Below are 24,343 nucleotides of genomic sequence, written 5' to 3'. Positions count from 1 at the left end.
CCCAAGCTTGGTGCCTCTACACTCTAAGAGACCAACGCCTGGTGAGCCGTAGCATGAGGTGATAGAGGCGATCAAACTGGAATAATCACCTAAAGCCTGCGAAAGGCTTGCTGCTTAACTCGCACTTTATAAAACGCAGCTCATCGCTTTTGACTAATAGCAGAGGACGCTTTAACCATCATGCAGGCCGAATGACATCTGTATCCTTTTAGCGTTCGTCTAATACAAATCCAAAATCGTCGCTGGACACTTGAGCCGCCTCGTTGAGCCGTTGACGTAGTGCAGCGGTCAGCTGTCGTTCCACTTCCCATGGATCAGACAGCGCGGCGAGCTGCGGTGCCAACTGCGGCGACATACTCATCAGCGATTGGTTGAGCGACCGCGCCGTTTCATACGCGGCCTTCTGCACAAAGCTGATCTCCACCAGCTCTCCCTGCGCTTTGCGAAACTCCATCTCGGCCATGCGCGCCAAGTAATGCTCACGATGCGCACGCGCTTTTTGGAAGTCCGGAGAGTGCCCCTGGGCTGATTCAACGGGCGGCGGCGCAGCCGTGTTAGTCGACTCGTGTTTGGCTGCGACGTGGCTGTACACATCACGCTGAAGCCGATCCTGTTGGTGGCGAGCAGCGACGGCAGCCTTGCTCGGGTCGGCGGTTTCGCGGATCAATGCTTCGGTGGCCAGCACGTCGACTTGCTTGCCATTGGGGGACAGGACCAGTCGACCGTTTTCCTTCAGCCAGGTGATGTAACTCGGCGACCGTCCGATGTGCGCAGCAAAGGCGCTCTTTGACAGGTACGTAGCTGTGCTCATAAGCCCTCCTTTTCAGCGGCTTTTCAATGAATCCTTTCAAGATTTCAGTGGATTGAAATTTCAATAAGCTGGCGAGTCTCCCACTAACAAGATCCCGCGGGTTTCCGACCCCGTGTCCTTTGAAAGTCCTCAGGGTCCCCGGCGACTTTTCGGTGGCCTGGGCTGCAGATCCGCCTCGCTCGACTAGCATCAGTGGACGATCCGTCAGAGGGAGAGATGTCATGGACATGATTGCCGTGCGTTCCAGTGCGATGACCGCCGTTGGCTACGACCCAGCAACGAGACGAATGAGGATCCGCTTTGAACAGGGGCACTCTTACGATTTCTGCGGCGTCCCATCGGCCATACACAATGGCTTGATGACCGCGGTGTCCAAAGGCGCCTATTACAACCAGCACATCCGTGATCGTTATCAGTGCTGAGGCCCGTACTCAACTTGGAAAGACGGACATCCCTGCGAAGGTTTCAGCTAGAGAGAATCCGCGAGTTCGATAACCCGTGTAGGGGGCGGCCCTTGGGGAGGACCCGTGAAATTCGGCGCCCCACCCGGCCTGCCCGCGGCTCATGCCTTCGGTTCCGCCTCGCTCAGGTCCAGCCGCTTGGCCACCCAGCGTTCGTACAAGCCGATGGCGACATCCGCGCCGGCCATCGCGGTCAGGCAACCCAGGGCGCCCGCTGTCCAGATCGACAAGCCCGCGCCAAACAGCAACATCATCGCTGACACGCCGCAGACGATGCAGGCGCCGGACCGAAGTGCGAGCCGCCGCAACAATGCCCAGCCTCTTGCCCCATCCTTGTCAGCGCGCCACATCTCGCCGGACACGCCGCCAACCAATGACAGGGCAATCACCAACCAGATCGGCATCTCTGCAAGTGCCTGTTGCTCGTTCGTCATTGCCCTGCCCCTTAAACAAAAAGACCCGGCGCTATGGCCGGGTCGGGTGGTGGGTGGCCTGCCGCGCTTTGCGGTCGCACCCATCGAAGATGGCCCCTTTTTACAGGTCGATTCTGGTGGCAGCAAGACCGTTTTAATGCCATCCGGTGAATGTGTGGGTGACGCCCGGTGAACGGCTGGCGCATGTCGGTGAATATCTCAACCCGGCTGGCTTTTGCTTCTGGTGTTTCAGCGGCGTCCCATGCGTCCCACCTCTCCAAAACAAGGTGGGACGTCTGAAAGCCCCGCAGATTGGGGCTCTGCCCTACCGTCCTACTTTTCTTTCTCTTTTCTCGTGTATAGAGAGAAATTTAAAAAGCACGCGTGCGCGTAAACGCGCGTACCTGTGCCCGCTACGCACACACGGGCGGGAGGCATGAAAAAGGTGGGACGGTGGGACAGCCCAACAACGACGGGGCCTGCGCCCGTCCCACCACCGCAAAAAGCAGTGGGACGGAGGCAGGCCAGTGGGACGGCATGAGCCAGAGAGATGCCCACGATCAAGCCGCTTCCCCCAGGAGGAAGTGCTCAACCACGATGTGAGCGTCATGCAGGCGCTGGTAGTAGAGGTTGCGTGTGCAGCCACTCTCAGCCAGACGCGCAGTCAGAGGCGCATCAGGCTGGAAGTAATGCACCTGGACCACCGTCATCAACTCGGGATCAAGGCGTTTCTTGACGATGCGCTCGATGTCCAGGGAGGCCTCCAGCGGCACCCTGCTCCCGCGCCTGCCGCGCACAAGCTGGCCACCGCTTTCCATCATCATCGCGACCATGTTGCCGCCCGAGTAACCGGCGGCGACCTCATCGCTGTGCAGCTCCTGCGCCCATTGCTTGAGGGCCATATCGATTGCCTTAATCATCGAAGCACGGCTCCTCGAACGCAGGTTGTTCCAGCGCAGGCGCCCTGCCCCAACCCTCCGGTTTTTTGTACGCCCACGGCCGCTGGCCGCTCTTGCTCAGGGCGCCCAAACGGAAACGTCGCCAGCCCAGTCGATGCAAGATCGCACCCACGCGCATCTGCTCCGGTTTGCCCCAATGACCGGGATCGAGCTTGAGCGCCTGACTCATCACCTCACTGCCGGTGGTGGTCTCGCCGATCTGCGACTCTTCAAGCCAGGTCAGGATGGGCGTTTCCCATTCATCTACCACAAAGCGTTCGTCCTGTTCCTCGCTGAACATCGGCGCTTCCTCTCGTGTTACCCACCATAGGTCGCCGGCCTCAAAGCAGAACATCGCTTCGGCCCACAACTGGTCGCGGATCTCGCGCAGTAACGCCACGTCGACCTTGGTACAGGCCACCGGCCAATAACGGCGGTTGCCGGTGGCGTCCTTGAGGTACTCGTCCTGGTTGGTGGTACCGACGAAAACACACTGGCGTGGCACGTCCAGCGTTCTGCGGCCATAGCTTTCGCGGTAGGTGTCGGTGGACGCCGAGAAGAACTGCTTGGCCTTGGTGCTCTCGGCCTTGTTGAAGCTGTCCAGCTCGCCCAGCTCAACAATCCACTTGCCACGGATCGCCTGAAAGCCGTCCTTGTCGCCGAGGGCAAACGGCGTGTCCATAAACCACTCGCCGCCGAGCACGCTCATGGCGGTCGACTTACCGGCGCCTTGTACGCCTTCGAGGATCATCACCGAGTCCGCCTTGCAGCCGGGTTTCATCACCCGCGCCACGGCCGAGATCATCCAGCGCTTGCCGACCTTGGACGTGTAGTCGGTTGCCTTCACCCCCATGACATCCGTCAACCAACGCTCCAGGCGCGGCACACGATCCCATTCGAGTTTTTTCAGGTACTCACGCACCGGATGAAACGCGTGGTCGTGCGCCACGACGCTGACCGCTTCGATCACGTGCGAGGACTTCACGCGCAGGTTGTACTGCTGCGCGAGCCACTTCATGACGCGCACATCATCGATGTCGGCCCATTCGCCAGTACCACCGCCATAGGGCGCGGCGCGTAACTTGACGATCTTCGAGCTGAAGGCGCAGTAGCTGATCACCCCGGCCCAGCGCTCGTCGTTAGCCAGGATCAGTTCGACGTTCTGCATGTGCGCGATCAGCGCCCCGCTTTCACTGCGGGCCAGCTGATCTTTCCAGCCACCCGCCGCCGGTGGACGCACCACAGCGAGGACTTGGCGGCGAACCGCGTCGAGGCCTTCGGCGACGTGCAGGTCGTTGAAGTCGGTCCACTTGTCGTGACGCTCGACCGCGAAGATCGGCGCGACCACCTGGGCACCGACGATCAACGCGGCGTTGCTGGCCTTCTCCTCACCCGGGTTCCAGGCATCGCCATTAGGCTTGGTGGTCTTCCAGTCATCGTCGCGGCAGATGATCAGCGGGCAGCCGGCGAAGCGCTCGCGCATGACCTTGCACACGGCCAGCAGGTTGCCCGCATCGAAGGCCACGGCGACGGCGAGCGACGTCGCCATGTGGAGGCTGGCGCCGGTAGCGTAACCCTCACAGACCAGCACCGGTTCACCTGGTACCGGGTGCGGGCCGAGCAGGTGATAGGTGCCCTCCTTCGCCATCCCGTAAGGCCAGTAGGACTTGTCGCGGCCGGTGTCTTCCTGCTTGTTCGGGAAGATCACCTGCAGGCCCATGATCTGATCACGGGCGTTCTTCATGGGGACCAGCACGGCACCGGTGCGCGGCGCGTAACGCACGTTGATGCCAACGATCTGTTTGCGGTCCAGGTAATCGCTGCGCCCGGTGGTCGGCATGCGCTCGAACAAACCCTGCGCCCTCTTCGCGGCCCGCCGCGCAGCGTTGTTCGCGATTTCGGCGGCGCGGCGCTTGGCTTCTTCCTGACGTGCGCGCATCACTTCGCGTTCTTCCGGCGACATGCGGCCGGCCTTGACCTTGATCTTCTGCGTCTCGCCCGAACGCCAGTCACCGAAAGCGCCGAAGATCAGCGTGTCGCCCTTCTCCGTGCGCTGCTCGTGAACCACGTACCAGCCGTTCTTTTCCTTGCCCTTGTCCTGCGAAGTCTTGCAGCGGGTCAGCTTGCCGAACACCAGCGGTTGCGCTGGCTCCAGACCGTAATCGGCGAATTGGCCCAATACCTCATCGAGCATGCTGAATCCCCCGCTCAGAAAGGGATTGGCAGCTGATGCACTGCGAGCAACCCGGCTGGGCCAGGCGGCGCGCTTCCGGGATTGGATCGTCACAGGCTTCACAGAACAGCAAAGAATGGGCAGCGTTTTCGGCCTTGGCAGCGCTGCGCGCGGCCATGGCCTGATCGATACGTTCCTGCACCAGATCGTTGGCGAAATCAGCGATGTCAGCCACGGTCAGCACCTCGCGTCGTTTGGTTGACGTAGGTGGCGCGGTTGAACAAACCCAGCAGACCTTGAATACCCCGGAACACCTGCAGGCGAATCGCCGCGAGTTCCTGATCGGTGACGACACCGTCGCCGATGCTCTTGGCCCAAGTCTCGGCCAGATCAGCAACCTGGCGGAAGTATTCGGCGATACCCGTGGTCAGGGTCTCGGGCATGTCGTTGGTGTAGGTATGGGCCAGCTCCTGCCAGATCGTGTCACCAACCAGCGCATGCACCGCATCGAGAATGCGGCGGTCCTTGGTCAGTTCGAGGATCTCACCGAACTCCTGAATGTTGATGGAGTGGCTCGGGTGGGTCGGCGACAGTTTGTGTTGCAGCGTGGTCGGGTTACGACCGGTCGTGGCAGCGATGGCAGCAGCGCCGCCCGGGTAATCGCGAGCGGCGTGGTACAGCGCTAAATCGAGCGGCAGGATTTCCCGCTGCGCCCGTTCCAGAGAACTGAGAGCGATACGGCTCATGGCATTAATCCTAAAAGTTGCCAGTGCCGCGCGACAGAAGTTGGTGATACATTTGCCGCGTGGTCTGGAGAGGCCCAAACGCCGGTAACCCTTGCAGGGGACAACCGGCACCGTGCCGGGGCGAACAATCCGTTGTTCACCCCTGGCGCAAAAGCTGCCAGCTCTGTGGTAAGAACGGCAGCAACACCAAGGCTTCCGAGCCTTGGAAACGCGATGAAGGTCGGCGGCATGTGGTGTGCTCGCCTTCTGACATCGCGACCCGATAGCATTGTGGTGATGCGGTCGGGAGAAACTGGGCGACCCTAGGGTCGCCTTTTTTCTAAGCAGCTTTGGACGGTTCATTCACCGGGGGGAAAACCTCATCAAGAGTACACATGGCCCCGAGCTTGTTGAGAGCAGCGACAATGGTTCTGCACTCCGCTAGTCCCGGAGTTCGTCTCCCGGCTTCGTAATTGCTTACACGCGCTTGGGTCCATCCCAAAGCGACTACTAAATCCCGCTGCTTGACGCCTGCCTTCTCTCGATTGTGAGCAATTAAGTTCATAACGTTCTCCAATAATCCGACGCCATCTTAATCACGATACGCAGACATTTCAACACGCAAAGTGATGATAAAGAATTTCAGTGCGTGGTAAAAAAAGCACATGAACACATTAGGCTTACGAATCAAGCAATACCGCAAAGCGAAAGGCATGAGCCAGCAAGCTCTTGCATACGCTTGCGGGTGGGAATCGCAATCCCGCATAGGAAACTATGAGAAAGGCGCTCGCCAACCCAACCTTCAAGATCTAGAGAAAATCTCTGCAGCGCTTGGGGTGTCCTTCCCCGACTTAGTAGCAGGACGAGACCGCTCAGAAATTGAGTCATATCCCGACGTCATCCAAGGCCGAGTGCGATCCGAAGATCGCTTGGTAGCGCAATACGGACGCTCGCGAGATAAGGGGCAACCTGTTAGTAGCAATATCGGCTGGGCTAAGGATGGAAAAGTACCGGTGTTAGGAAACGCTCAATTAGGAAATGAAGGTTTTTTCGAGGCGCTTGATTTCCCGCCTGGACACGGCGATGGCTACTTAAATATTCATAGCGACGACCCCGATGCATATGGTCTGCGAGTTACTGGCGACAGCATGATGCCGCGCATAAAACACGGCGAATTCGTACTCATAGAGCCCAACAAAAATTTCTACAGCGGGGATGAGGTTATGGTTCGGACGTCCTCGGGGCGGACCATGATCAAAGAATTCATCTATCTTCGCGATGGGATGTACAGGCTGGATAGCGTCAATACAGATCACGAGAGCATCCACTTACCAGAACAAGAGGTCGAAGAAATTCACCTCGTAGGCGGGATTCTCAAATCATCACGGTTTCTTCATAGCGCCGCCACGCCATAAGCACGATATGTGTTGACACAAACAAGCACGTTGCGTGATATTTGCCTCACTCTTTACCACAGAGCGAGGCAATACCTATGTGCACCACCGCGACCTTGCATGTCCATCCGGCATGCGTCAGCAATCGCAAACTGATCGAACAGCTGCAGCTCGCCACGGGCTGTCTGGTCGTCATTCATAACAGCAAACCAAAGCTTGTCGCCAAGTCCTGCCAGCCCTCTCCTATCGGTCCGAACGGTGGAGGGCACGCAGCATGATCAAGTACAAGATCGACAACCGCACCCTGCAGTTGCTCAACGCCCAGGTCAACCTGACCGAGACCTTCAACCACGTCCTGCGCACAGCACCGAAGCGTGAATGCCTGGCATTCCGTCTCAAGGCTGAGCGCGGCACAGTGCAAAGCACTTTTGTCGTCGAACTGGGCAGCGAACGCCACACGCTAACCCTGCCAAACGACAAGAAGATGCACCTCAAACTGGCCGATTTCATTGAAGAGATTGCCAACGGTCCGTTCGACGCGAGCAACTCCAGCGACCTGGTGCATCTCCCTCATGCTGATCGTCAATACGGTCGCTTTGAAGTCCAGGACAAGCAGCGCGTGTTCGAACTGGTGCAAACCGGCGGCGTGCTGAGCCTCGACATGGGATTTGAACTTCCCCTGCATGTGGCGCTGCATCGCACTCATACACGCCGCGGCGTCACCGCGATCTTGAGCATCGGCAACAAGAGTCCGCATACGCGCTGCTTCACCTTGTATGACTCCGATGCCGAGATCTACGCAAAGATCATTGAGTCCATTAATCACCTTGCTGCAGCGGCCACTCCAGCTGCGCACGCAGCATAGGAGAGAGATATGGAACGCACCCTCGCCCAAGCAGCCGCACAACTCGGCCTCACTCGCCCCAAATTGATCGTTCTCATGCGGGAAAAAGGTTTGCTCAAGGGAAACCTGCCGGCGGACCCGAAGCGCGACAAAGCCTACCTGCGGGTCAAGGACAGCCCTTGGTATGACGAGAAATACGGAATGCAGTACAGCCAGTCGACCCGCGTCATGCAAGCCGGCATCCACTGGTTAGCTGACCAGTTGGACATCGATCTACCCGCCATCCCGGCAGACCGCCGTGACGTGGCCTAGGGAATACGCCCGCCAGATCGTTGCCATGCGCACACGCGAGGAGCGCAACGCCGCGCTCCTCGAAGTACCTGAACATCTGCGCGAGCTCACGAGACGCCACTGCCTGAACGCCTGGAATCATCCGAAAAGGAAAAAGAATGATGAACAACGACCTTCTTGATTACCTCTTGAAATCTTTACTGATATTGCCTCATGCAGATCGGACACCTAAGAACGTAAGAAACGTACTCAATCTGGCTGCTGAAGCCGTAGGCGGCACCCCGCTACCGCCAGGCGAAGTCACAATCACTCCGAATCCAGCAGCGACGTTAATTCGGATTGAAGAAGTATCGAAGATCGTCGGATTAGCACGCTCAACTCTCTATAAGTTCTTAAGCGACCCCGACCATGACTTTCCTCGCCCCGTAAAGCTATCAGCAGCGACCGCAAAGGGCGCGCCCGTAGCTTGGGTACTGGCAGAAGTACAGCAATGGGCTCGTTCTCGGCTGGCATTTCGCTGTGAATATGAACCTCGAAAAGAGACAAGAGCATGACCGCCAATCAGAGCGAGTTGCGCCTCATCCCTGCGCCTGAAGCAGCCACCGTCGAACTACTGTACCGCATCTTCGGGGACGTCCTGATCCCGCTGGAAAAAGTACGTGAGCAGTACTTTCGCAACCTCAACGAACAGTCATTCGTGACGGAAATCAACAGCGGCCGGATCCAGCTTCCGGTCACCACTCTGGACACCAGCCGCAAGGCCCTGAAGTACGCGCACATCCGCCACGTCGCCTCGCTGATAGACATCCGCGCCTACAAGGCTGATGAAGATATGCAGCGACAGCAGTACGGCCAACGCCAAACGGCCCTCACACCACTGACGGCTGTCACCACCAGCCAACGACAACCCTAGGAGCACACCACATGATGACCCCAATACAAATCGGTGCACTGATCATCCTGATAGTCCTGGCCGCTCTGCTGCTCTGGGGCGGTTACATCATATGCCGCAGCGATGGCCTGGAGACCGGCCTGCGCGAGGGTGAAGACATCCAACGCGCCGTAAGCGCCAAAACCATCCGCGAGCTTCTGGCCTCCCTGCAACTCATCCGGGCCGATCACACTCGCTTGGCACAAACCTGCAAACGACTTGAAGCAGGCCCCCTCTTCGGCCAGGCCGAGCACCAGACGCTGGTCGCCATCGGCGAGTTGCTGCGGATCGCCGCCGAAACCTTCAGCGCCTTTCGTACCGGCAAGAAGCTCGAGCGTGATGCCCGATCTATGCGCGAACAGGCAATTGCAATGGCTGCGCAGCTGCAACCAGGAATCGAGAGCAGCAAAGTCGCACAGCAAGCGCATTCGAAGCGCTTTGTATTTCCTAGCAAGGAGGCAGCATGAACATTCAATTTCTTAGCCATGAGCAGGTCTGCGAGTTGACTGGAGCCAAAACTAAAGCCGGTCAGATTACTGTACTGAAGCGTAATGGCATTCGTCACACCATCAAGCGCAATGGCTGGCCTTGCGTGATTGCTTCCGCGCTGACAGGAGCAATTACAACCGCACCAGAAACTCCGACGTGGCAGCCGCGCCTGGTGGGATAAATGGGACGAAGACCAACAAAGCCGGGGAGCATTCCTCGGCTGCGCGAGAGAAAACGCGGCAACACCACCTATTACCTTTATGACACTGGCGGGAAACCACGCAAGGAAATCCCGCTAGGTACGGATTACGGCCTAGCCATACTAGAGTACGCAAAGCTCGAAAAAAGCCGCGTCTCTCAAGCCCTGACACAAACCGTACTTACCTTTGCTTACGTAGCTGAGCTTTATATGAAGGAGGTGGTTCCCACAAAAGCCCACGCTACCCAAAAGGACAACGCACGCGAACTGAAAAACCTTCTCCTGTTCTTCAACGACCCGCCCGCTCCTCTAGAAGCTATCGAACCGAAACATATCAGCCAGTACCTTCGTCATCGCGGTAAGACAGCACCCATTCGTGCGAATCGGGAGAAAGCGCTACTAAGCTCCATCTGGAACTTTGCTCGCGAGAATGGTTATACATCCTTGGCAAATCCTTGCTCAGGCGTGAAAGGCAATAAAGAAACCGGTCGCGACGTATATGTTGAAGACGACGTACTTGCCAGAGCCTACCAGCATGCCGATCAGCCCTTGAGAGACGCTTTAGACCTGTTCTATCTAACAGGTCAGAGGGTCGCAGACACATTGAAGATGGATGAGCGCGACATAAAAGAAGGGAAGCTCTCCGTCCAGCAAGGAAAGACTGGGGCTAAACGAAGGATAGAGATCATTGGTGAGCTCAAAGTCGTAATCGATCGAATCATGGCACGAAAGGCTGGACACAAAATCAGATCAACACGTCTGGTAGTAATCGACTCTGGGCAGCCGATGACGACCAGCATGCTCAGGAAACGGTTCGATGACGCCAGGGAAGCAGCCGGGATCCCAAAAGCAGAATTTCAGATGCGCGACCTTAGAGCGAAAGCGGCGACAGATAAGGAGGAGTCAACAGGCAGCATCCGGGAAGCTCGGGACCAGCTCGGACATACAACCGTCGGGATGACAGAACAGTACATCCGAATGCGAAAGGGAATGAAGGTTACCCCTACGAAGTGACTGACGGTCACGAATTGCGGAAAAGATTTTTTGATTGCGGAAAAAAGAACTAAGGGCTTACATGAGATATGTCATGCAAGCCCTTGATATTCATGGTGCCCGAAGCCGGAATCGAACCGGCACGCCCTTACGAGCGGGGGATTTTAAGTCCCATGCGTCTACCAGTTTCGCCATTCGGGCGGTAGCGCGGTATTGCTCTGCTCAGCCTTGCGGTTGGATCCTGACAGGATGACCGCTTGAAAAGCCGAGCGGGGAATATATACATCACGTCCCGGTGAAGCAAGTTTGGAGTGCGCGATTTGAGAACTAAATATCGCTGACCGCAGAAAATCAAAAAGCCTCAGAAATCAGGGAGCTACGGAGTTTGCTTGAAGTAGAGGCCGAGGTAACTGGCAAATCGCAGCAACCAGACTGGAAATTGTGGCGATAAACTCAAAAGATTCAGATGCTCACCATCACCTTGGCTGCACGGGTGACAGATGTTTCATCGATTGAGATTATGAGCAGGCAACCCAAGTCTGGACGGGATGTCTACGCTAAAGGTTGGCGCCGAAATCAATAATCAAAGGGTATCAGCACGCCCCCCTTCAACCACGATCACGCCTCACAGAACGTCACCAGAGCAGAGCTCAGGGATGTACAAGCAATCAGGAGATTTGATTCCATGCAAATGAGTGACACCGTTCTAAAAGCGTCTTTAAGCCAAGAGGAGCGCTCGGCGATCGCCGAGATCGAAGCGACCACCAATATCCTGCAGCTTGTCACCCGCCTGACCGGTACACGCTTTGCCGGAATCGCAAAATTCACGGAAACGGAATGGATCGTCTGTTCGGCATACGATCCGATTGAACTGGGAATAAACGTAGGCGATACGCTGGATCTGGAAACTACGCTCTGCAGTGAGTTTCGACGAAATCCTCAAGCCCTCTTCCTTCCACAAATCAGCAAGGATGGACGACTGTCGTCACGTCCTGTGGTGAAGCAGTATTCAATTGAAAGCTACGCAGGCGCGCCTGTTTTCCTGCCGGACGGAAGACTCTGGGGTGCCCTATGTGCTCTGGATTCAAGGGCCGTTCTGTTTGATAACCCGGATCTTGCGGACACACTGACGTTATTCGCACGCCTTATTGGCTGCATCTTTTTCTCGAATCTGACGGTGGAAGGTGCCAGCCATATCAAGACCGGGGCGTGTCTGACTGAGTGACCCTACTCAAACGATGCGGAACACCACACTTTTCCCACAAGCAACAAAAAACCCCGTAGATCATTGATCTACGGGGTTTTTGATAGTGGAGGCCGAGGTCGGAATCGAACCGGCGTAGGTGGATTTGCAATCCACTGCATAACCATTTTGCTACTCGGCCTCAAAGTATTTGCTGTCAGTAGCGCAACAACAAACACTGTACAAATTGGAGCGGGAAACGAGACTCGAACTCGCGACCCCGACCTTGGCAAGGTCGTGCTCTACCAACTGAGCTATTCCCGCTTGGTGTGGCGCATTCTATAGAATTAAGAAGCCCCGTCAACCCCTTGATTCAAAAAACTTTTATTTCTTTTCTACATCAGTCTTCAGGTGCGGCCAGGCGGCGCGAAGGTATTGAACCATCGACCACAGGGTCAGCCCTGCCGAGACGATCAGCAGCGTATAACCGAGCACGACCCAGAAGCTCAATGCCTTTGGATGAGCCAGCAGAATCACCAACGCGAGCATTTGCGCCGCTGTTTTCCATTTGCCGAGATTGGAAACGGCCACCTGTGCCCGGGCGCCGAGTTCGGCCATCCATTCGCGCAGCGCCGAAATCACGATCTCGCGACCGATGATGACTGCTGCGGGCAGCGTAAGCCAGAGATTGCCGTGTTCCTGCACCAGCAAGACCAGGGCAACAGCGACCATCAGCTTGTCGGCGACCGGATCGAGAAACGCCCCGAACGGTGTGCTTTGCTCCAGTCGGCGCGCCAGATAACCATCGAGCCAGTCGGTTGCAGCCGCAAAGGCAAAAACCGAAGCGGAGGCCATGTAACTCCATTGGTAAGGCAGATAGAACAGCAATATGAAGATCGGGATGAGCAGGACGCGTAGAACGGTAATCAGATTAGGGATATTCATCGGCACAACTGGCTACGAGGTGAAGGGGCATTCTACTCACTATGCAGGTTCGCATAAATCGACTCAGCGAGCTTTTTACTGATCCCCGGGGCTTTGGCGATCTCTTCGATGCTTGCACGAGACAGCTCCTGCAATCCACCAAAATGTTTCAATAGGTCACGGCGGCGCGTCGGCCCTACCCCTGCGACACCCTCAAGCGTCGAGGTTCGGCGGGTCTTGCCGCGACGGGCGCGATGCCCCGTAATTGCAAAGCGGTGTGCCTCATCGCGGATCTGCTGAATCAGGTGCAACGCGGGCGAATCGCCGCGCAAGGTGAACTCGTGCGCTGCATCATTCAGATACAACGTTTCGAAACCGGCCTTGCGCGTGGCGCCTTTGGCGACGCCCAACAGGATCAGATCCGGCACGGCCAGTTCGTTGAGCACATCGCGGGCCATCGACAATTGGCCCTTGCCACCGTCAACCAGCAGGATGTCCGGCAACTTGCCCTCTCCGTCCTTGAGTTTGCTGAACCTGCGGGTCAGCGCCTGGTGCATGGCCGCATAATCGTCGCCGGCAGTGACGCCTTCGATGTTGTAGCGGCGGTAATCCGACTTGATCGCGCCTTCCGGCCCGAACACCACGCAGGAGGCAACCGTCGCTTCGCCGCTGGAATGACTGATGTCGTAGCATTCCAAACGTTGCGGCGGCTCATCCAGATTCAGCACTTCGGCCAGCGCGTCGAATCGCGCGGCGGTGTGCTGACGGTTGGCCAGACGCGCGCCCAACGCTTGCTCAGCGTTGGTCACGGCCAGTTGCTGCCAGCGCGCACGGGTACCGCGCACCCGGTGACTGATGGCCAATTCGCGGCCGCGCAAGGTATGAATCCCTTCGATCAGCGCTGGAAAATCTTCGTGAACCACATTCACGATCAGTTCGCTCGGCAAATCGCGCTCGGGGCTGCTGATGTAGTACTGGCCGAGAAACGCCGCCATGACTTCGGAAACGTTTTCCTCGATGCCGACCTGCGGGAAAAAATTCTTGCTGCCCAGCACTCGCCCGCCGCGCACGCTGATCAGGTGAACACAGGCGCCGCCGGGGTTGACGAATGCGGCAATAACGTCGATATCGCCGGTTCCGCCTTCCATGCTCTGCTGGTCCTGTACCCGGCGCAGCAATCCGATCTGGTCACGCAATTCGGCCGCGCGCTCGAACTCGAGATTGATCGCTGCCTCTTCCATCGCCATGGACAGCTCGTTGGTCAGCGCATGGCTGCGACCTTCGAGGAACATCACCGAGTGGCGCACGTCTTCGGCGTAGACGTCAGGCTCGACCAACCCCACGCACGGCGCCTTGCAGCGTTTGATCTGGTATTGCAGGCACGGACGGGTGCGGTTCCTGTAATAGCTGTCTTCGCACTGACGGACGAAAAAGGTTTTTTGCAGGATGCTCAGGCTTTCGCGTATGGCACCGGCACTCGGATATGGGCCGAAATACTTGCCCTTGGCCTTTTTTGCCCCGCGATGGATACTCAGGCGCGGAAACTGCCCGTCGGAGAGAAACACGTACGGATAGGATTTATCGTCGCGCAGCAGGATGTTGTACGGCGGGCGCCACTCCTTGATCAGCGTCTGTTCCAGCAGCAGCGCTTCGGTTTCGTTGGCGGTGATGGTCGTCTCGACCTGAGCGATACGGCCGACCAGTGCGGCCGTCTTCGGCGCCAGCCCGGTCTTGCGAAAGTAGCTCGCCAGACGTTTCTTCAGGTTTTTCGCTTTGCCGACATAGAGCAGGCGCGCTTCGCTGTCGAACATGCGATAGACGCCGGGCCGACCGCTGACGGTCGACAGGAAAGCACTGGAATCAAATTTCTCGGTCATGGTCAGGCGCTGGCATCCACCATGCCGTGACGCACCGCGAGCAGTGTCAACTCGACGTCGCTGCTGATCGAAAGCTTCTCGAAAATGCGATAGCGGTAGGTATTCACGGTTTTCGGCGACAGGCACAACTTGTCGGAAATGATCTGGACCTTCTGGCAACCGACAATCATCAACGCAATCTGGATTTCCCGCTCGGACAACGCATCGAACGGCGAATCATTGGTGGGCTGGAATGATTTGATTGCCAACTGCTGAGCGATCTGCGGACTGATGTAACGCTGCCCGGCGAAGACCAGACGAATGGCCTGAACCATTTCCGGCAGACCCGCGCCCTTGGTCAGGTAACCAGCCGCCCCGGCCTGCAGCAAACGCGTCGGGAAAGCGTCTTCCTCGCACACCGTAACGGCAACCACCTTGATGTCCGGGTGGCTGCGCAGCAGCTTCCGCGTGGCTTCGAGGCCGCCAATGCCGGGCATCTTGACGTCCATGAGCACTACGTCAGGCTTCAATTCACGGGCCTTGATCAGGGACTCTTCACCTGACTCGGCCTGACCCACCACCTGCAGGCCATCGATATCGGCCAGCATTCGTGTAATGCCTGTGCGAACGAGATCATGGTCGTCGACCACTAGCACCCTAATCAAGCAGACACCTCGCGATATGGTCTTATTGGGATGCCGGACACCTTAGCAAAAAGTGCCAGACAGACCTAGCGGAAAGCCGCATTTAAAAAGTTTCAATTCATCATTCAGGGCTTGCCGGCTGTGGGTTTCAGAGCACAGCTGTACTCAAATCGAGCTGCATCCTGAGGAAACACTCATCCCTGCCCACGATGCGCAGTCCTTTGCGTGCATACAGTTCTTGCGCCCGGTTATTGTCAAACACTGTCAGTCGCAGTGCCGGTCGTCTTGCCTGACGAGCCATTTCGGTAACTTGACCAATGGCCCAGGAACCGGCGCCCTGCCCTTGCCAGAGATGATCAATCTGCAATTCGCGTATGTACAGCGCCCGCGCATCCTGGCTCAGACTGAAAAAACCGATCGCCAGTTCATCCTGGAGGATCATCCAGTTGTCACGATACTGCCAGCCTGCGTCGAACGCCTCGTCCTGCCACAACAGGTCGTGGTCAATGTAATAGCGCAGCATGTTGCGACAGGTCAGATCCCGCGCAAGAGCAAGATCATCACGGGTGGCATGCCGGATTCGATAACTCATTCAGCTTTCTCCATGACTGCAAAGTTGCCCTTCACCCGCATGGTTTGCCAGTGATAGGCGTTTCGAGCGGCGGGCAATAGCATTTTCTGATTGCTGATGCGTATCAGCGTCGAGTAAGCTCGGCGCATTCAACGGAGACAGCACATGTTCAACACCCTTCCACAGTCTTGCACCACCAGCGCCCTGCGCTCGGTTGCGGCTGCCCGGGTGAATCACACTTGCGCTCCTGACAATTTTTATTTTGGGTATTGGTTTAGCCACTGGCGCGCCTGATACCCAAACGGCGCCCATGATAACGGGTCGCCTACCAGAGATTTCTCAACCCCCGGTCGGCCTCCCGACCGGGGGTTTTGTTTTTTCAGGCCCATCACTTTCAGCGACACACCACATTTCGAGGATTACACCATGAACTACGCCACTTATTACCGTTACGACAGCTTTAGCGCCTGGCGATTTACCAGCCTCCGCTCGGGACAGCCTGCCGCCTCCGATCGGTCACCCACAGGTGGCAAACACACATGCCTAGCCAGTACGGCCATTTGTCGAACACCCCAGTAGGGCCGATTACGCGGGAAAGACCCGCCATCCGCCCAGGAAGACCGAACATGAACTCTTCAGTTTCCGCTTTGCCGCTGTCCACAATCGATTCTGCCAACGAAGCGCTGACCCTGCGTCTGCCCAGCTCGTTGCAGCTCAAACAGCAATTGCCGCTCAGCCATTCCCTGCATCAACAGGTCAACACTCATCGCCTGGCGGTGCGCGCCATCCTTAACGGTGAAGACCCACGCCTGCTGGTCATCGTTGGCCCCTGCTCTATCCATGACCCGCAATCAGCGATTGAGTACGCCAGCAAACTCGCTCGTCTGGCCGAAGATGTCAGCAGTGAAATGCTGCTGGTCATGCGCGCCTACGTTGAAAAGCCGCGGACGACGATCGGCTGGAAAGGTCTGGCCTACGATCCGCATCTGGACGGCACTGACGACATGGCTACCGGCCTGACGCTGTCGCGCGAACTGATGCTGGAAATGATCCAGCTCGGACTACCGGTCGCTACCGAACTCCTGCAACCCATGGCCGCCAGCTACTTTGATGACCTGCTGAGCTGGGTGGCCATTGGAGCCCGCACCACCGAGTCGCAGATCCACCGCGAAATGGCCAGTGGCTTGAACATGCCCGTGGGCTTCAAGAACGGCACCGACGGCGGCGCCGCCATTGCTGTCGACGCCATGCGCTCGGCAGGCCATCCGCATCGACACTTCGGCGTCGACAGCCAAGGGCATCCGGCGATCGTGCAGACAGCCGGCAACGCTGACACCCACATTGTGCTGCGCGGTGGCCATCAAGGGCCAAACTACGACGCAACCAGCGTAGCCAACATCAGCGCCGAACTCAGCCGACTGAAGATTCCCAGCCGGATCATGGTCGATTGCAGCCATGCCAACAGCGGCAAGGATCCACTGCGTCAGCCAGCCGTGTTCAACGAGGTGCTTGAACAACGCCTGCGTGGCAACCACTCGCTGATCGGCGCGATGCTGGAATCTCATCTGTTCGAAGGCTGCCAGCCGCTGAGCACCTCTCTACGCTACGGCGTATCGATAACTGATGGCTGCCTCGGCTTTGACGCAACGGAACAGTTGCTGACCGACGCCGCACGGCGCCTCGCTAACGCCAGGGCCTGATCGCAGATCGCCCTCCCGTTCCATACGAAGCGCGGAGGGCTGACCTTCCCCAGGTTATGCCACTATGCTGATCCGCCTCACGGCAGATTGCTGACTGGTATCGTCCAGACGTTCGATGGTGTAGGCAATCTCCACCGTCGTGCCGTGGTGCTCGCGCCAGAACCGATGGGGAACAATGAAACTCACCGGTTGCCCGGCCGCCTCCCGAGTGATTTCAAGATCATCGCGATGACTGAAAAAATCACCATCGCACTTGAGATAGACCAACTCGTCTTCCTGCACCAGCGGGTCTTCAATCAGAATGGAAACCCCCTCTATCGAGTCCTTCACCGACAGCACATCACCGATCGTCCCAACAATATCCGGCGCGGCCAGTTCAGCACGCACTGCCGGCCCAATGAAAACCGTCGCAGGCTCCGAGGTTCGAATGGCTCCACAGCATTGTTCAACACGGTAGGCGACCACCACCTCGCCACCACGATGCGCTTCGACGTAGCTGCCCGGCACCCAGAACGACAGGCTTTGCGCGACGGCGCAGGCCTCGACCTTCAACGAGTCGGTGAATATTTCGGGCGAAGCATCTCCATGCCACGACAGCATGATCCTGTCGCCCGCTGACATCCGAGCGTAAGGCTGCAGGGTCACCAGGGTGCCTTCGACCACTCGCGACGGCTCCAGCGCTCCGTTTACCGAGCCTTCTATTTGCGGCGCCAACAGATGCGGTCCAACGTCCCCGACAGACAGTTGCAGGCGAGCAGATTCCACTGCCTTGGGCGCGGACGCACTTTGCAGTGTCCAGTAAACCTCCAGCGAGCCCCCGTCCAGCGCAGCGACATGCATCGCCTTGATGACGAAGATGACGTCTTTGCCAACCTGGACCTGGCTGATGAATCGAACACTCTCGTATTGATAGGCAAAGCCTTCGATATCCAGCCCCTCCCAAGACAGCACGATCTGATCGCCGCAGCTCATGTTGGCATAAGGGGAAATGCGAACGATGGCCTTGGCCAGCGAAGGATCCAACACGCTCCCTTGGAGCCCGTCAATCGTTGGCGCGACCAGAGGTTCCATAGACACTTCGGCATCCATCGGCTGGCGCATCCGCCAGCAAAACTCGATTTCATGGCTATTCATTTTCGCTTCCACTCCCTGGAAAACGTGCCGCCCCGAATGACGACACTGACATCTACATTGAGGACCTCTTTGAACATTCCGGATGTCAGCCGAATCCACCGCGACAACGGCGTAACCGCTACTCGCAAAGTAGGCAACAGCAGAGGTCACGCGGTTATGCCGACAAACGACCCACTGAACTTCCGATTCGGATTTCACAGCTCTCCGAAATTTCGTACGCCTCGTAGTCCATTTTCAAACGCAATGTGAAGCCTCTTCGTACTTCTTCAACGGGATGAGTGTTTTAGAGTGGCCCGGTGATTTCCCGATGAACTTCTACGAAAAAGGTAAGAACATGCAACGGAATGCTACAACTCGTTATCCCATCCTGTTGGTCCACGGTCTGTTCGGGTTCGAGCGTATCGGTCATTGCGAGCTGTTCCATGACGTCAAGTCCGTGCTGAAAACGGCCGGCTGTCGATTGTTTGTTCCACACCTTTCGGCCACCCAAGACAATGAAAAGCGGGGCGAGCAACTGCTGTCACAGATTGCTTGCGTGCTACGAGGCACAGGCGCGAAGAAAGTCAACCTCATAGGACACAGTCAAGGCGCACTCGCTGCACGCTATGCGGCGGCGCTTGCACCAGACGTCGTCGCCTCGGTCACCTCCGTCAGTGGCCCGAACCATGGCTCGGAGCTCGCCGACTTCCTGCGCAGGGCACTGATTCCAGGCAAGCTTCCCGAAGCCGTCGCACAGAACGTGGCGACACAATTTGCCGACTTGCTGTCACTCCTGAGCGGCAGCGTGACATTGCCGCAGAATGCGTTAGCCGCACTCAACGCATTGACCACGGTCGGCGTCGGTCAATTCAATGACAAATTTCCCCAGGGACTGCCGCAAACCTGGGGCGGGCATGGTCCTGAGCAAGTCAACGGCGTGCGCTACTACTCGTGGAGCGGGGTTGTTGCGCAATCCACGTTGCCAGTGCTGGATCCGGTTCAAGCAACCTGCCGGGTCCTGTCGCAATATTTCACCACCGAACCCCAGCAGAATGATGGTTTCGTCGGACGCTTCAGTAGCCATCTCGGCCAAGTGATCCGCTCCGATTACCCAATGGATCATTTGGCCAGCCTGCGGCGGAGCGCGGGCACAAAAGCGCCCTCGCCGGATCCGATCGACCTGTACGTCGAACATGCCCAGCGTCTGCAAGCGGCGGATCTATGAATCGGGCAAGGAACGCAGAATGGAACTTTGCCGAGAATTCGCCGACTGATTCCGGTACGCTCCACCTTTTATTGAAACAGTTCGGAGAATTCCCCATGGCCAAAGCCACTGCCCGCCACATCCTGGTTTCCAGCGAAGACAAGTGCAACGAACTCAAGGCTCAGATCGAAGCCGGCGCCGATTTTGCTGATGTAGCCAAAGCCAACTCCAGCTGCCCATCCAGCGGTCAGGGCGGTGACCTGGGTTCGTTCGGTCCAGGCCAGATGGTCAAGGAATTCGACACCGTGGTGTTCAGCGCGCCGATCAACGTCGTGCAAGGCCCGGTGAAGACCCAGTTCGGTTATCACCTGCTGGAAGTCACCAGCCGTCAGGACTGATTCGTCGTCCGATTGCTGACAACGGCCCGCCTTATGGTGGGCCGTTGTGTTTCAGTTACACATACGGCTGGCGAGTGGCGCGCCGCTCGCGTACAACTTGCGCTTATCGATTTTGCGTTCCAAGGCTGACGATGCGACTGGTTTTTCCCACACTGATGCTCACCGCCCTCGCCTTTCTCATTGGCGCCGCTGGCGTGAACGCTGCCCCGCAACACGCACTGACCGTTTACGGCGAACCGGCCAAATACCCCGCCGGTTTCAGCCATTTCGACTACACCAATCCGCAAGCGCCGAAGGGTGGGACGATGCGGCGCTCGGCCATCGAAATCGGCCACTTCGATCATCTGCTGCCCTATATAGACAAAGGCATCGGCGTGACGCAGATCGACGGCCTGCTGTATTCGCCACTGGCCCAGCGCTCGCTGGATGAGCCCTACACGGTGTACGGTCTGGTGGCGCAGAAAATGGAACGCTCGGAAGACGGTCTGTCGCTGCGCTTTTTCATCAACCCGAAGGCGCGCTTTGCCGATGGCAAACCGATCACTGCCGAAGACGTTCGCTACACCTACAACCTGCTGATGACCCAAGGCAGCCTGCGTTATCGCACCCAGTTTGCCGACGTCAAAGGCGTCGAAATCGAGGGGCCGCTGACCGTGCGCTTCGACTTCAAAAGTAACGAAAACCGCACCCTGCCCCTGGATATCGCGACCCTGCCGGTGTTCCCCGAACACTGGTGGAAGAGTCGCGATTTCGCCGGCGGCGGTGGTTATGAACCGCCGCTGGGCAGTGGGCCGTACCGGGTTGGCAAGGTCGACTCCGGGCGCAGTATCACGTTCGAACGCAATGGCGACTGGTGGGGCAAGGACCTGCCGGTCAGCCGCGGCCTGTACAACTTCGACCATTTCAGCATCGAGTACTTCGGCGACACCGATGTCGCCCGCCAGGTGCTGCGTGGTGGCGCCTATGACTACAACCGCGAGTTTTCCGCGACCGGCTATTCGATCGGCTACGACAGCCCTGCCCTCAGCGATGGCCGTTTGCAGAAAGCCCACCTCGCCACTGAAGCGCCGCAATCGGCCCAGGGTTTCGTGTTCAACCTGCAAAAGCCGATGTTCCAGGACCGCCGCGTGCGCCAGGCACTGGCGATGCTCTGGGATTTCGAATGGAGCAACCGGCAGATGATGCGTAACGTCTATATCCGCCAGCAGAGTTACTTCTCCAACACCGATCTCGCCGCCCGGCAGTTGCCCGATGCGCAGGAGTTGAAAATCCTTGAACCGCTGCGCGGTCAGGTGCCTGAGGAAGTGTTCAGCAAAGTCTTCGAAGCACCGAAGACCGATGGCAGCGGCATCATCCGTGACAAGCAGTTGCAAGCCCTGCAACTGCTCGAGCAGGCCGGCTGGAAACCGGATGGCGACCAGTTGGTCAACAGCGCCGGCGAACCGCTGAGCTTCACTTTTCTGGTCAGCCAGAATGGAATGGACCGCCTGCTGTTGCCTTACAAGCGCACGCTGAAACAGATCGGCATCGAGCTCAATATTCGCCGCATCGACGCCTCGCAATACGTCAATCGCCTGATGAGCCGCGACTACGACATGATCGTCACCGGCTATCCCGTTACCACTTCTCCGGGCGGCGAGTTGCTCAACTACTTCGGCTCGGCAGCGGCCAACGATCCGGGCGCGAACAACTACATGGTGCTGAAAAATCCGGCAGTCGACACTTTGATCAACGGCCTGATTCGCGCCTCGACCCAATCGGACATGCTGCATTACGCCCATGCGCTGGACCGGGTGCTGCAATGGAACTACTACTGGATTCCCAACTATTACCCGCCGGGCACCTCGACCGTGTGGTGGAACCGCTTCGGCATTCCCACGGTGCAGGCGAGCAATGACGAAGCCATCGAGAGCTGGTGGGAAATCAGCCGCACGCCGCTGACCAATCAGCAAATGACCGCTGAGAAAATCAGTCGCAGCAGACCCGGAGGGCCGCACTGATGTGGGGTTACATACTGCGGCGCCTGCTGCTGATCATTCCGACGCTGGTGATCATCCTGCTGGTCAATTTCGTCATCATTCAGGCCGCGCCCGGCGGACCGGTCGAACAAGCCATCGCCCATCTGCAAGGCATCGGCGGCGCCAGTGTCGGCGGCGGTGCCAGCGAGACATCGAGCAACGCTTCGCGCGCCAGCCGTGGCCTCGACCCGCAACTGATCAAGGACATCGAAAAGCAGTACGGCTTCGACAAACCGGCCCACGAGCGTCTGTGGCTGATGCTGAAGAATTACGCGCAACTGGACTTCGGCAAGAGCTTCTTCCGGGGCGCTACAGTCACCGACCTGATTCTGGAAAAGATGCCGGTGACCATTTCGCTCGGGCTGTGGGCGACGCTGATCACCTATCTCGTGTCGATCCCGCTGGGCATCCGCAAGGCTGTGCACCACGGCAGCCATTTCGATATCTGGAGCAGCACGGCGATCATCATCGGTTACGCCATGCCGGCGTTTCTGTTCGCGATGTTCCTGATCGTCGTATTCGCCGGCGGCACTTCGCTGAACTGGTTTCCGGTGCGCGGGCTGGTGTCGGACAACTTCGAATCGCTGTCGACACTGGGCAAGATCGCCGATTACTTCTGGCATCTGGTGCTCCCGGTCACCGCGCTGGTGATCGGTGGATTCGCGACGCTGACGATCCTTACAAAAAACTCGTTCCTCAATGAAATCACCCGACAGTATGTAGTGACGGCCCGCGCCAAAGGCTTGAGCGAACGCCGCGTGCTGTACGGACACGTGTTTCGCAACGCCATGCTGTTGGTGGTCTCGGGGATACCTCAGGCGTTCATCAGTGTGTTCTTCGCCGGCTCGCTGCTGATCGAGGTGATCTTCTCCCTCGATGGCCTTGGGCGCATGAGTTACGAAGCAGCGGTATCGCGGGATTATCCAGTGGTGTTCGGTTCACTGTTCATCTTCACCCTGTTCGGCCTGCTGATAAAACTGATCGGCGACCTGTGCTACACCCTGGTCGACCCGCGTATCGACTTCGCCGCGAGGAATGCCTGATGTTCAAGCTCTCGCCTTTGGGTCGTCGCCGTTTCGAACGGTTCAAGAAAAACCGTCGTGGCTGGTGGTCGCTGTGGCTGTTCATCGGCCTGTTCATCCTGACGCTGGGTGGCGAGTTGATCGCCAACGACAAACCGTTGATGGTCAGTTATCAGGGCCAGTGGTACTTCCCGGTGTTCAAGCGCCATACCGAACAGGAGTTCGGCGGGCAACTGCCGTTTCAGGCCGATTATCGCAGCGAGTACGTGCAGAATCTGATACGCAAGGACGGTGGCTGGTTGCTGTTCCCGCCGATTCCGTTCAGCGACGACACACCCAACTATGATCTGAACAAACCGGCGCCAAGTCCGCCGACTTCGGTGAACTGGCTGGGCACCGACGATCAGGCACGCGATGTGCTGGCGCGGGTCATCTTTGGCGCTCGGGTGTCGATTCTGTTTGCCTTGATGCTGACATTTGTCAGTGCGCTGATCGGTATCGCCGCCGGCGCGTTGCAGGGGTATTACGGTGGCTGGGTCGACCTGCTTGGACAACGCGTGCTGGAAGTCTGGTCGGGGCTGCCGGTGTTGTATCTGCTGATCATCCTCTCCGGTTTCGTCGAGCCGAATTTCTGGTGGCTGCTGGGGATCATGGCGCTGTTTTCCTGGTTGGCGCTGGTGGACGTGGTGCGCGCCGAGTTCCTGCGCGGACGCAATCTGGAATACGTCAAAGCCGCACGTGCCCTGGGCCTGACTGACCGCAAGGTGATCTTCCGGCACATTCTGCCCAACGCAATGAACGCGACGCTGAGCTACCTGCCGTTCATTCTGACTGGTGCCATTTCAACGCTGACCGCGCTGGATTTCCTCGGCTTCGGCATGCCGGCCGGCAGCGCTTCGCTGGGTGAACTGATCGGTCAGGGCAAGCAGAACCTGCAAGCACCGTGGCTCGGGTTGACCGCGTTCTTCACTCTGGCGCTGATCCTCTCCTTGTTGGTATTCATCGGCGAAGCGTTACGTGACGCTTTTGACCCTCGATCCTGAAGCGT

The 24,343-nt window shown here is 57.9% G+C and carries 28 protein-coding genes and 3 tRNA genes; 16 read left to right on the top strand and 15 right to left on the bottom strand.

Features of this window, described 5'->3' with window-relative positions; genetic code table 11:
- Positions 1–208: 208 nt before the first annotated feature.
- Positions 209–811 (bottom strand): terminase small subunit, encoded by a 603-nt coding sequence (locus ACZ9BE_RS10075; RefSeq protein ID WP_423661904.1) that lies wholly within the window; start codon positions 809–811, stop codon positions 209–211.
- Between the two features lie 221 nt (positions 812–1,032).
- Between ACZ9BE_RS10075 and ACZ9BE_RS10070 the strand changes: the two genes are divergently transcribed.
- On the top strand, positions 1,033–1,233 hold the full coding sequence (locus ACZ9BE_RS10070) for a KTSC domain-containing protein (protein WP_476249340.1): 201 nt from the start codon (positions 1,033–1,035) through the stop codon (positions 1,231–1,233).
- A 140-nt stretch (positions 1,234–1,373) separates the two neighbouring features.
- Here the strand turns inward: ACZ9BE_RS10070 and ACZ9BE_RS10065 are convergent, their stop codons facing one another.
- The 6 genes from ACZ9BE_RS10065 to ACZ9BE_RS10040 all read right to left on the bottom strand — a co-directional run bounded on the left by ACZ9BE_RS10065 (position 1,374) and on the right by ACZ9BE_RS10040 (position 6,086).
- The gene (locus ACZ9BE_RS10065; RefSeq protein ID WP_008080174.1) at positions 1,374–1,706 is read right to left on the bottom strand and encodes a phage holin family protein; all 333 of its coding nucleotides are present in this window, start codon (positions 1,704–1,706) and stop codon (positions 1,374–1,376) included.
- 539 nt (positions 1,707–2,245) lie between these two features.
- Complete coding sequence (locus ACZ9BE_RS10060; protein WP_047301475.1) at positions 2,246–2,605, bottom strand: PA0613 family protein; 360 nt, start codon at positions 2,603–2,605, stop codon at positions 2,246–2,248.
- A complete protein-coding gene (locus ACZ9BE_RS10055; RefSeq protein WP_476249339.1) occupies positions 2,598–4,817 on the bottom strand; it encodes a VapE domain-containing protein in 2,220 nt (739 codons plus the stop codon). Before ACZ9BE_RS10055 ends, ACZ9BE_RS10060 begins: the two co-directional genes overlap by 8 nt.
- Positions 4,807–5,031: a TraR/DksA family transcriptional regulator gene (locus ACZ9BE_RS10050; RefSeq protein ID WP_108224846.1), complete on the bottom strand. Its 225-nt coding sequence runs from the start codon at positions 5,029–5,031 to the stop codon at positions 4,807–4,809. Before ACZ9BE_RS10050 ends, ACZ9BE_RS10055 begins: the two co-directional genes overlap by 11 nt.
- Complete coding sequence (locus ACZ9BE_RS10045; RefSeq protein WP_476249338.1) at positions 5,024–5,542, bottom strand: phage regulatory CII family protein; 519 nt, start codon at positions 5,540–5,542, stop codon at positions 5,024–5,026. The genes ACZ9BE_RS10050 and ACZ9BE_RS10045 overlap by 8 nt, the downstream gene beginning before the upstream one ends.
- A 319-nt stretch (positions 5,543–5,861) precedes the next feature.
- Positions 5,862–6,086: a helix-turn-helix domain-containing protein gene (locus ACZ9BE_RS10040; protein WP_476249337.1), complete on the bottom strand. Its 225-nt coding sequence runs from the start codon at positions 6,084–6,086 to the stop codon at positions 5,862–5,864.
- A 100-nt stretch (positions 6,087–6,186) separates the two neighbouring features.
- On the opposite strand from ACZ9BE_RS10040, the gene ACZ9BE_RS10035 reads away from it, so the two are divergent.
- The 8 genes from ACZ9BE_RS10035 to ACZ9BE_RS10000 all read left to right on the top strand — a co-directional run bounded on the left by ACZ9BE_RS10035 (position 6,187) and on the right by ACZ9BE_RS10000 (position 10,683).
- A complete protein-coding gene (locus tag ACZ9BE_RS10035) occupies positions 6,187–6,936 on the top strand; it encodes an XRE family transcriptional regulator (protein WP_137216841.1) in 750 nt (249 codons plus the stop codon).
- 253 nt (positions 6,937–7,189) lie between these two features.
- Positions 7,190–7,780: a hypothetical protein gene (locus ACZ9BE_RS10030; RefSeq protein ID WP_476249336.1), complete on the top strand. Its 591-nt coding sequence runs from the start codon at positions 7,190–7,192 to the stop codon at positions 7,778–7,780.
- A 9-nt stretch (positions 7,781–7,789) separates the two neighbouring features.
- A complete protein-coding gene (locus tag ACZ9BE_RS10025; RefSeq protein ID WP_476249335.1) occupies positions 7,790–8,071 on the top strand; it encodes a phage antirepressor KilAC domain-containing protein in 282 nt (93 codons plus the stop codon).
- A gap of 284 nt (positions 8,072–8,355) precedes the next feature.
- Positions 8,356–8,604, top strand: coding sequence for a helix-turn-helix transcriptional regulator (locus tag ACZ9BE_RS10020; RefSeq protein ID WP_224795334.1), 249 nt, complete (start codon positions 8,356–8,358; stop codon positions 8,602–8,604).
- Positions 8,601–8,963: a pyocin activator PrtN family protein gene (locus ACZ9BE_RS10015; protein WP_476249334.1), complete on the top strand. Its 363-nt coding sequence runs from the start codon at positions 8,601–8,603 to the stop codon at positions 8,961–8,963. Before ACZ9BE_RS10020 ends, ACZ9BE_RS10015 begins: the two co-directional genes overlap by 4 nt.
- A gap of 11 nt (positions 8,964–8,974) precedes the next feature.
- Positions 8,975–9,448 (top strand): hypothetical protein, encoded by a 474-nt coding sequence (locus ACZ9BE_RS10010; protein ID WP_476249333.1) that lies wholly within the window; start codon positions 8,975–8,977, stop codon positions 9,446–9,448.
- Entirely contained in the window at positions 9,445–9,651 is a 207-nt protein-coding gene (locus ACZ9BE_RS10005) for a DUF4224 domain-containing protein (protein ID WP_150592035.1), read from the top strand. The genes ACZ9BE_RS10010 and ACZ9BE_RS10005 overlap by 4 nt, the downstream gene beginning before the upstream one ends.
- Positions 9,652–10,683 (top strand): site-specific integrase, encoded by a 1,032-nt coding sequence (locus tag ACZ9BE_RS10000; protein ID WP_150592036.1) that lies wholly within the window; start codon positions 9,652–9,654, stop codon positions 10,681–10,683.
- Positions 10,684–10,776: 93 nt separating this feature from the next.
- Here the strand turns inward: ACZ9BE_RS10000 and ACZ9BE_RS09995 are convergent.
- Positions 10,777–10,863, bottom strand: a tRNA-Leu gene (locus ACZ9BE_RS09995).
- A gap of 490 nt (positions 10,864–11,353) precedes the next feature.
- Here ACZ9BE_RS09995 and ACZ9BE_RS09990 point away from each other — a divergent pair.
- The gene (locus tag ACZ9BE_RS09990) at positions 11,354–11,887 is read left to right on the top strand and encodes a GAF domain-containing protein (protein WP_164488345.1); all 534 of its coding nucleotides are present in this window, start codon (positions 11,354–11,356) and stop codon (positions 11,885–11,887) included.
- Between the two features lie 86 nt (positions 11,888–11,973).
- Here ACZ9BE_RS09990 and ACZ9BE_RS09985 read toward each other — a convergent pair.
- From ACZ9BE_RS09985 to ACZ9BE_RS09960, 6 genes are all read right to left on the bottom strand, one after another.
- Positions 11,974–12,047 (bottom strand) — tRNA-Cys (locus ACZ9BE_RS09985).
- Positions 12,048–12,093: 46 nt separating this feature from the next.
- Positions 12,094–12,169 (bottom strand) — tRNA-Gly (locus ACZ9BE_RS09980).
- Between the two features lie 60 nt (positions 12,170–12,229).
- Positions 12,230–12,790, bottom strand: a complete 561-nt coding sequence (gene pgsA, locus ACZ9BE_RS09975) for a CDP-diacylglycerol--glycerol-3-phosphate 3-phosphatidyltransferase (RefSeq protein WP_041478738.1) — start codon at positions 12,788–12,790, stop codon at positions 12,230–12,232.
- A 32-nt stretch (positions 12,791–12,822) separates the two neighbouring features.
- Positions 12,823–14,646 carry an excinuclease ABC subunit UvrC gene (uvrC, locus tag ACZ9BE_RS09970; RefSeq protein WP_095179771.1) on the bottom strand — a complete coding sequence of 608 codons (1,824 nt, stop codon included), beginning with the start codon at positions 14,644–14,646 and terminating at the stop codon, positions 12,823–12,825.
- A gap of 2 nt (positions 14,647–14,648) precedes the next feature.
- A complete protein-coding gene (gene gacA / locus ACZ9BE_RS09965; protein WP_476249332.1) occupies positions 14,649–15,290 on the bottom strand; it encodes a response regulator transcription factor GacA in 642 nt (213 codons plus the stop codon).
- Between the two features lie 127 nt (positions 15,291–15,417).
- Positions 15,418–15,861, bottom strand: a complete 444-nt coding sequence (locus ACZ9BE_RS09960) for a GNAT family N-acetyltransferase (RefSeq protein WP_056785278.1) — start codon at positions 15,859–15,861, stop codon at positions 15,418–15,420.
- Between the two features lie 605 nt (positions 15,862–16,466).
- On the opposite strand from ACZ9BE_RS09960, the gene ACZ9BE_RS09955 reads away from it, so the two are divergent.
- Positions 16,467–17,540, top strand: a complete 1,074-nt coding sequence (locus tag ACZ9BE_RS09955) for a 3-deoxy-7-phosphoheptulonate synthase (protein WP_476249331.1) — start codon at positions 16,467–16,469, stop codon at positions 17,538–17,540.
- Between the two features lie 54 nt (positions 17,541–17,594).
- Here the strand turns inward: ACZ9BE_RS09955 and ACZ9BE_RS09950 are convergent, their stop codons facing one another.
- Positions 17,595–18,674 carry a hypothetical protein gene (locus ACZ9BE_RS09950; protein ID WP_476249330.1) on the bottom strand — a complete coding sequence of 360 codons (1,080 nt, stop codon included), beginning with the start codon at positions 18,672–18,674 and terminating at the stop codon, positions 17,595–17,597.
- A gap of 334 nt (positions 18,675–19,008) precedes the next feature.
- Here ACZ9BE_RS09950 and ACZ9BE_RS09945 point away from each other — a divergent pair, with 334 nt between their 5' ends.
- The 5 genes from ACZ9BE_RS09945 (at position 19,009) to ACZ9BE_RS09925 (ending at position 24,338) form a co-directional block, all read left to right on the top strand.
- Complete coding sequence (locus tag ACZ9BE_RS09945) at positions 19,009–19,878, top strand: esterase/lipase family protein (protein ID WP_252883884.1); 870 nt, start codon at positions 19,009–19,011, stop codon at positions 19,876–19,878.
- 95 nt (positions 19,879–19,973) lie between these two features.
- Positions 19,974–20,255 carry a peptidylprolyl isomerase gene (locus ACZ9BE_RS09940; RefSeq protein WP_476249329.1) on the top strand — a complete coding sequence of 94 codons (282 nt, stop codon included), beginning with the start codon at positions 19,974–19,976 and terminating at the stop codon, positions 20,253–20,255.
- A gap of 131 nt (positions 20,256–20,386) precedes the next feature.
- On the top strand, positions 20,387–22,255 hold the full coding sequence (locus ACZ9BE_RS09935) for an extracellular solute-binding protein (RefSeq protein WP_476249328.1): 1,869 nt from the start codon (positions 20,387–20,389) through the stop codon (positions 22,253–22,255).
- Positions 22,255–23,316 (top strand): microcin C ABC transporter permease YejB, encoded by a 1,062-nt coding sequence (locus ACZ9BE_RS09930; protein WP_039758569.1) that lies wholly within the window; start codon positions 22,255–22,257, stop codon positions 23,314–23,316. The genes ACZ9BE_RS09935 and ACZ9BE_RS09930 overlap by 1 nt, the downstream gene beginning before the upstream one ends.
- Complete coding sequence (locus ACZ9BE_RS09925) at positions 23,316–24,338, top strand: ABC transporter permease (RefSeq protein WP_041478730.1); 1,023 nt, start codon at positions 23,316–23,318, stop codon at positions 24,336–24,338. Before ACZ9BE_RS09930 ends, ACZ9BE_RS09925 begins: the two co-directional genes overlap by 1 nt.
- Positions 24,339–24,343 lie beyond the last annotated feature (5 nt).

Source organism: Pseudomonas sp. TE9122, assembly GCF_056278925.1.
This window is presented reverse-complemented; position numbering and strand designations above follow the sequence as displayed.

Bases quoted from the DNA above. Each gene is read 5' to 3' on its own strand.
- ACZ9BE_RS09990 (WP_164488345.1), top strand. From the start codon at position 11,354: ATGAGTGACACCGTTCTAAAAGCGTCTTTAAGCCAAGAGGAGCGCTCG.
- ACZ9BE_RS10065 (WP_008080174.1), bottom strand. From the start codon at position 1,706: ATGACGAACGAGCAACAGGCACTTGCAGAGATGCCGATCTGGTTGGTG.
- ACZ9BE_RS10025 (WP_476249335.1), top strand. From the start codon at position 7,790: ATGGAACGCACCCTCGCCCAAGCAGCCGCACAACTCGGCCTCACTCGC.
- ACZ9BE_RS09960 (WP_056785278.1), bottom strand. From the start codon at position 15,861: ATGAGTTATCGAATCCGGCATGCCACCCGTGATGATCTTGCTCTTGCG.
- ACZ9BE_RS09925 (WP_041478730.1), top strand. From the start codon at position 23,316: ATGTTCAAGCTCTCGCCTTTGGGTCGTCGCCGTTTCGAACGGTTCAAG.
- ACZ9BE_RS09940 (WP_476249329.1), top strand. From the start codon at position 19,974: ATGGCCAAAGCCACTGCCCGCCACATCCTGGTTTCCAGCGAAGACAAG.
- ACZ9BE_RS10075 (WP_423661904.1), bottom strand. From the start codon at position 811: ATGAGCACAGCTACGTACCTGTCAAAGAGCGCCTTTGCTGCGCACATC.
- ACZ9BE_RS10045 (WP_476249338.1), bottom strand. From the start codon at position 5,542: ATGAGCCGTATCGCTCTCAGTTCTCTGGAACGGGCGCAGCGGGAAATC.
- ACZ9BE_RS10070 (WP_476249340.1), top strand. From the start codon at position 1,033: ATGGACATGATTGCCGTGCGTTCCAGTGCGATGACCGCCGTTGGCTAC.
- ACZ9BE_RS10000 (WP_150592036.1), top strand. From the start codon at position 9,652: ATGGGACGAAGACCAACAAAGCCGGGGAGCATTCCTCGGCTGCGCGAG.
- ACZ9BE_RS10055 (WP_476249339.1), bottom strand. From the start codon at position 4,817: ATGCTCGATGAGGTATTGGGCCAATTCGCCGATTACGGTCTGGAGCCA.
- ACZ9BE_RS10010 (WP_476249333.1), top strand. From the start codon at position 8,975: ATGATGACCCCAATACAAATCGGTGCACTGATCATCCTGATAGTCCTG.
- ACZ9BE_RS10060 (WP_047301475.1), bottom strand. From the start codon at position 2,605: ATGATTAAGGCAATCGATATGGCCCTCAAGCAATGGGCGCAGGAGCTG.
- ACZ9BE_RS10040 (WP_476249337.1), bottom strand. From the start codon at position 6,086: ATGAACTTAATTGCTCACAATCGAGAGAAGGCAGGCGTCAAGCAGCGG.
- pgsA (WP_041478738.1), bottom strand. From the start codon at position 12,790: ATGAATATCCCTAATCTGATTACCGTTCTACGCGTCCTGCTCATCCCG.
- ACZ9BE_RS09955 (WP_476249331.1), top strand. From the start codon at position 16,467: ATGAACTCTTCAGTTTCCGCTTTGCCGCTGTCCACAATCGATTCTGCC.
- ACZ9BE_RS10015 (WP_476249334.1), top strand. From the start codon at position 8,601: ATGACCGCCAATCAGAGCGAGTTGCGCCTCATCCCTGCGCCTGAAGCA.
- ACZ9BE_RS09950 (WP_476249330.1), bottom strand. From the start codon at position 18,674: ATGAATAGCCATGAAATCGAGTTTTGCTGGCGGATGCGCCAGCCGATG.
- uvrC (WP_095179771.1), bottom strand. From the start codon at position 14,646: ATGACCGAGAAATTTGATTCCAGTGCTTTCCTGTCGACCGTCAGCGGT.
- ACZ9BE_RS09945 (WP_252883884.1), top strand. From the start codon at position 19,009: ATGCAACGGAATGCTACAACTCGTTATCCCATCCTGTTGGTCCACGGT.
- ACZ9BE_RS09930 (WP_039758569.1), top strand. From the start codon at position 22,255: ATGTGGGGTTACATACTGCGGCGCCTGCTGCTGATCATTCCGACGCTG.
- ACZ9BE_RS10005 (WP_150592035.1), top strand. From the start codon at position 9,445: ATGAACATTCAATTTCTTAGCCATGAGCAGGTCTGCGAGTTGACTGGA.
- ACZ9BE_RS10030 (WP_476249336.1), top strand. From the start codon at position 7,190: ATGATCAAGTACAAGATCGACAACCGCACCCTGCAGTTGCTCAACGCC.
- ACZ9BE_RS10035 (WP_137216841.1), top strand. From the start codon at position 6,187: ATGAACACATTAGGCTTACGAATCAAGCAATACCGCAAAGCGAAAGGC.
- ACZ9BE_RS09935 (WP_476249328.1), top strand. From the start codon at position 20,387: ATGCGACTGGTTTTTCCCACACTGATGCTCACCGCCCTCGCCTTTCTC.